The organism is Nonomuraea sp. NPDC049141 (assembly GCF_040648415.1).
Taxonomy (GTDB): domain Bacteria; phylum Actinomycetota; class Actinomycetes; order Streptosporangiales; family Streptosporangiaceae; genus Nonomuraea.
Window position 1 is genome coordinate 1 of the sequence record NZ_JBEZDR010000081.1, and the last position, 4,362, is coordinate 4,362.

Sequence of the window (4,362 nt, forward strand, 5' to 3'; positions counted from 1 at the left end):
TTCGAGGGGCTCCTGGATGCGCGAAAAAGAGACGCGACGGGGACCAGCGGGTACGGCGGAGGCGTTGCGCGAGGCTGCCAACAGATGTCCTTCCGGAGGGCACGGATGGAATCGAACTGCGCGCACGCCAAACGCCCCGGCGAAAATCCGGGGCGTTGCAAGGCAGCGCGAGGGGCAGCATAGCGCAAGTGAGAAACGTATGTCTACACTTAATATACGTGTCAACCTCGTTGCCGCCATCAGTTTCTCATAGCCGGGTGGACTCGTCAACTCGCCGTCATTCCTCGCCCGGCGTCATCCGCGGGACAGGACCACTTTAAGAGCTCCGGTCGCGGTCGGGTCGGCGAAGGTCTCGTAGGCGGCGGCCATGTCCTCCAGCGCGAACCGGTGGGTGATGAACGTGCCGGGGTCCAGCCGTCCGGCGGCGATCATGTCCAGGAGGGTCGGCGTCGCGTAGGTGTCGACCAGGCCGGTGGTGATGGTGAGGTCGCGGATCCACAGATCTTCGAGGCTCGGCCGTGCGCGGTGTCGGCAAGCGGTTGCGCCGGCTCGGCCTCGCCGCGGTCACGCCCTTCTACGTCACGGGCACCCAGGGGCCGCTGGGGCCAGCGGGCCAAGCAATGCGTCTCGCCTCGTCGTTCCTGAGACCGTCACAAGGCGCCCGGCGATCGGTGCGCATGCTTTCCCAGGGTCGATGGTCCCTGGTAAGGCAGGACCTCGTCCTCTGGGAGCCGCGGGCCGGCGGGTGTGTGCTGGAGGTGAGCGAGCCGGGGGCGGGTGCCACATCCGGGCGGCGAGACCCGAAGGAGGAGGACGATGAGCAGAGCGATCGTGGTCGGCGTGGACGGATCGCCATCGGCCGGATCGGCGCTCGGCTGGGCCGCCGACGACGCCTCATGCCGAGGGCTTCCCCTGCGGATCGTGCTCGTACGCGAGCCCTGGGCGGCCGAGCATCCGCTCACCGCGGCCAGTGACCGGCAGACGCTGACCGAGCGGTGCACGTACGTGCTCGACCACGCCGCCGACCAGGTACGGAGACTCATCCCCAAGCTCGAGGTCGCAACGGCGGTGGTCACGGGCGCGGTGATCGAGCGGCTGAAGAGCGAGTCGGAGACGGCCGACAGCGTGGTCGTGGGCAGCAGAGGGCTCGGCGGGTTCGCCGGACTGGTGCTGGGCTCGGTCGGGCTCGGCCTGGCCGGGCACGCGCACAGCCCTGTGGTCATCGTCCGGATGCCCGTCCCCGGCAGCCATGGTGAGATCGTGGTCGGCTTCGACGGCTCCCCGTTCGCGGAGTCGGCACTGGACTACGCCCTGGAACAGGCCAGGGCGCGGCGCATGCCGGTTCGCGTCGTGTACGCCCAGCGGATGCCGATGCTCACCCCCCATCCCGCGGGGTACGGCCCGCTCCTGACCGGGGCGCTGGGCGACGAGGCGGCCGAGATCCGGCTGCGCCTGGCGCCGTGGCATGACAAATACCCGGACGTAGAGGTGATCGAGTCGACCGTCCCGGGGCACCCGGTCCCGGTCCTGGCCAGGGCGTCCGAGACGGCGGCGCTCGTGGTGGTCGGATCGCGCGGACTGGGCGGCTTCGCCTCGGCGGCACTCGGGTCCGTCAGCCACGGCGTCCTGCACCGGGCTAGTTGTCCGGTGGCCGTGGTACAGGGTCCTTGGAGGCGGTCGTGAGCGTCATCGTCGCCCCGCCGTACCTGACCGAGACCGCCTGTCGCGACTGGGACCTCCTGCAGGCGCAGACCACGGACGCCCAGGAGTTCGACCCCGCGCAGGCCGGCCACCTGCCGGAACCGGCGCGCCGCTGGGTGCTGCACGCCATCGCTCCGGGGACACCCCTCCTGCGTGCGGTGGTGCTGGAGATGCACGGCTCCATCCGGCTCGGCGCCTGGCGGGACTTCCGCGCCCAGCAGGTGCTCCTTCCGATGGAGGGCTTCGTGTGGTCGGCCACCGCCCATCTGGGACTGCTACCCGTGCACGGGTTCGACCGGTATCGCGCTGGTCAGGGGGAGATGCGCTGGCGGCTGCTGGACGTCATCCCCGTGATGTCGGGTGCCGGTCCGGACATCACCAGAAGCGCCGCCGGACGGCTGGCCTGTGAGTTCGTCATGGCGCCCGCCGCCGCACTCGACCCGAGGCTGCGGTGGAAGTCGATCGACGACCGCCAAGCGATCGCCAGCTTCCCTGTGGGGACCGAGGATCACGACGTGACCCTGACGATCGCGTCCAACGGCGCGCTGGAGCGCGTCACGATGTCCCGTTGGGGTGATCCCGGGGAGGGACGCTATCGCGACCACGTGTTCGGGGTGGAGTGCGGGCGCGAGATCGAATTCGACGGGTTCACCATTCCGGCCTACCTGGCGGGCGGCTGGTGGCCCGGCACTGATCGGTGGGCCGAGGGCGAGTTCATCCGCTTCACCGTCGACGACGCCCTGTTCCGCTAGCCCGGACAGACCACATGAGACGCTGTGTGCATGGAGCACCAGGAGGGTCGTATCGAGGCACTGGGCCGTGATGCCTGCCTGGCGCTGCTGTCGACAGTCGTCATCGGCCGGGTCGCCTGGTCGGCATCCGGCGGTGATCTGAAGGTTGTGCTGGTCAACTTCGTGCTGGACGGTGACGGCATCGTGTTCAGGACGGCGCGGGGCGGCATGCTCGACGCCATCCAGCACGGCGTGCCACTGACCTTCGAGGTGGACGATGTGGAGCCCGCGTTGCGCGTGGGCTGGAGCGTCGTGCTGAGCGGCCGGGCTGACGTCGTCACCGATCGTGACCAGGTCCGTCGCCTGGAGCAGTTGGGCGGGGCTCCGTGGGTCGCGCTGACCGAGCCGGTGTTCGTGCGGTTGCCTCTGCGTGAGATCAGCGGCCGCCGCCTTCCCTTGCACGCGGGCGGTGTCTTCGTACAGCCCGTCGAGGACGTCTGAAGGACAGCCACGCGCGGCTACGAGGCGGCTTCCAGCGGTAGGTCCTTGCCGCGCCAGATGGCGGCCAACTCCTGAACCGGCACGTTGAGTGCCTCGCCGAGGCAGACGATCGTGCCGAATCCAGGGGACGGCAGCCGTCCAGATTCGATCTTGCGCAGGGTCTCCGGCGAGATGCCGGCCGCGTGCGCGACTTCCGCCAGGTCGCGTCCCGCTCGCGCGTGGCGCAGCAGGGCGCCGAGACGTCTGCCGGCTTCGATCTGTTCAGGGGTGAGCGGTTGGCGGACCATGCTCCAAGAATAGGGCTGGTATTACTATACCGGCAAGTGTTACGGTTATGGGATAATAATACCAAAATCCAGTGATGCGAGGTATTCGTGATTGAAGTGAAGACGCCTGCGGAGATTCAACGGATGCAGGTGGCCGGGCGTTTCGTCGCCGAGGTGCTCTCCGAGGTCGGCCGACTCGCTGACGTGGGCGTCAACCTCCTTGACCTGGAGCACCACGTTCGCGGCATGATCAAACGGCGCGGGGCGGAGTCGTGCTACTGGGACTACGCGCCGTCCTTCGGACGCGGCCCGTTCCGCAACGTCATCTGCCTGTCCGTCAACGACGCCGTCCTGCATGGCTTGCCTCACGACTACACGCTGCGCGACGGGGATGTGCTCAGCGCGGACCTCGCGGTCAGCGTCGACGGCTGGGTGGCCGACTCGGCGCGTACGGTCATCGTCGGGACCGCTGCCGAGGAGGACCTGAGGCTTGTCCGCGCCACCGAGGAAGCGCTGGAGGCGGCGATCGAGGTGGCGCGTCCGGGCAATCGCTTGGGTGATATCTCCGCGGCGATCTGGGCGGTGGCCCGCGGCTACGGTTATCCGGTCAACGACGAATTCGGTGGCCACGGCATCGGCCGCACCATGCACGAGGCGCCCCACGTTTCGAACAGGGGCCGGGCAGGGCGCGGCCTTACGCTCCAGCCGGGCCTGACCCTCGCGCTCGAACCCTGGTTCGCCCGTACGACCGACCGGATCGTCTACGACGCCGACGGCTGGACCATCCGGTCGGCGGACGGCTCGCGCACGGCCCACTCCGAGCACACGGTGGCCATCACCGAGGACGCCCCCTTGGTGCTCACCCGGCGCGAACCGGAGAACTCGGGAACGCGGGCTGATGTACCTGAACTCCGCGCGATGCGGTCATAGCACCCCGCGGCGTAGGGGCCCGCGGTACGAGGGCTCGCCGTCGGGGGTCGCGCTAACGTCCGCCTCGCCCGTCGGCGGTGGTCATCACGTCCGCGACGGTCATTCTCCGGGCGATCACCTCAGGTGTCTGACCCGGACGATGCCGGGCACAGTGCGGGCGAGCACGTCGGCGATGTGGTCGGTGTGCTCGTGGGGGGATCCGCTCAGCTGGGCCACGCCGTCGTGGACGGTGA

Annotated in this window: 6 protein-coding genes; 4 read left to right on the top strand and 2 right to left on the bottom strand. The window is 69.1% G+C overall.

Annotation, left to right across the window (positions count from 1 at the left end):
- Positions 1–294 precede the first annotated feature (294 nt).
- Positions 295–432, bottom strand: coding sequence for a hypothetical protein (locus AB0B91_RS64270; RefSeq protein WP_358342831.1), 138 nt, complete (start codon positions 430–432; stop codon positions 295–297).
- 384 nt (positions 433–816) lie between these two features.
- On the opposite strand from AB0B91_RS64270, the gene AB0B91_RS64275 reads away from it, so the two are divergent.
- From AB0B91_RS64275 to AB0B91_RS64285, 3 genes are read left to right on the top strand one after another with little or no spacing between them, the layout of a single operon-like run.
- Positions 817–1,683, top strand: coding sequence for a universal stress protein (locus AB0B91_RS64275; RefSeq protein ID WP_358342833.1), 867 nt, complete (start codon positions 817–819; stop codon positions 1,681–1,683).
- A complete protein-coding gene (locus tag AB0B91_RS64280) occupies positions 1,680–2,453 on the top strand; it encodes a DUF6544 family protein (RefSeq protein ID WP_358342835.1) in 774 nt (257 codons plus the stop codon). The genes AB0B91_RS64275 and AB0B91_RS64280 overlap by 4 nt, the downstream gene beginning before the upstream one ends.
- A 30-nt stretch (positions 2,454–2,483) precedes the next feature.
- Positions 2,484–2,933, top strand: coding sequence for a pyridoxamine 5'-phosphate oxidase family protein (locus AB0B91_RS64285; protein WP_358342837.1), 450 nt, complete (start codon positions 2,484–2,486; stop codon positions 2,931–2,933).
- Positions 2,934–2,950: 17 nt separating this feature from the next.
- Here the strand turns inward: AB0B91_RS64285 and AB0B91_RS64290 are convergent, their stop codons facing one another.
- On the bottom strand, positions 2,951–3,220 hold the full coding sequence (locus tag AB0B91_RS64290; protein WP_358342839.1) for a helix-turn-helix transcriptional regulator: 270 nt from the start codon (positions 3,218–3,220) through the stop codon (positions 2,951–2,953).
- A gap of 87 nt (positions 3,221–3,307) precedes the next feature.
- Between AB0B91_RS64290 and map the strand changes: the two genes are divergently transcribed.
- Positions 3,308–4,129 (top strand): type I methionyl aminopeptidase, encoded by an 822-nt coding sequence (map, locus tag AB0B91_RS64295; RefSeq protein ID WP_358342841.1) that lies wholly within the window; start codon positions 3,308–3,310, stop codon positions 4,127–4,129.
- Positions 4,130–4,362: the final 233 nt, after the last annotated feature.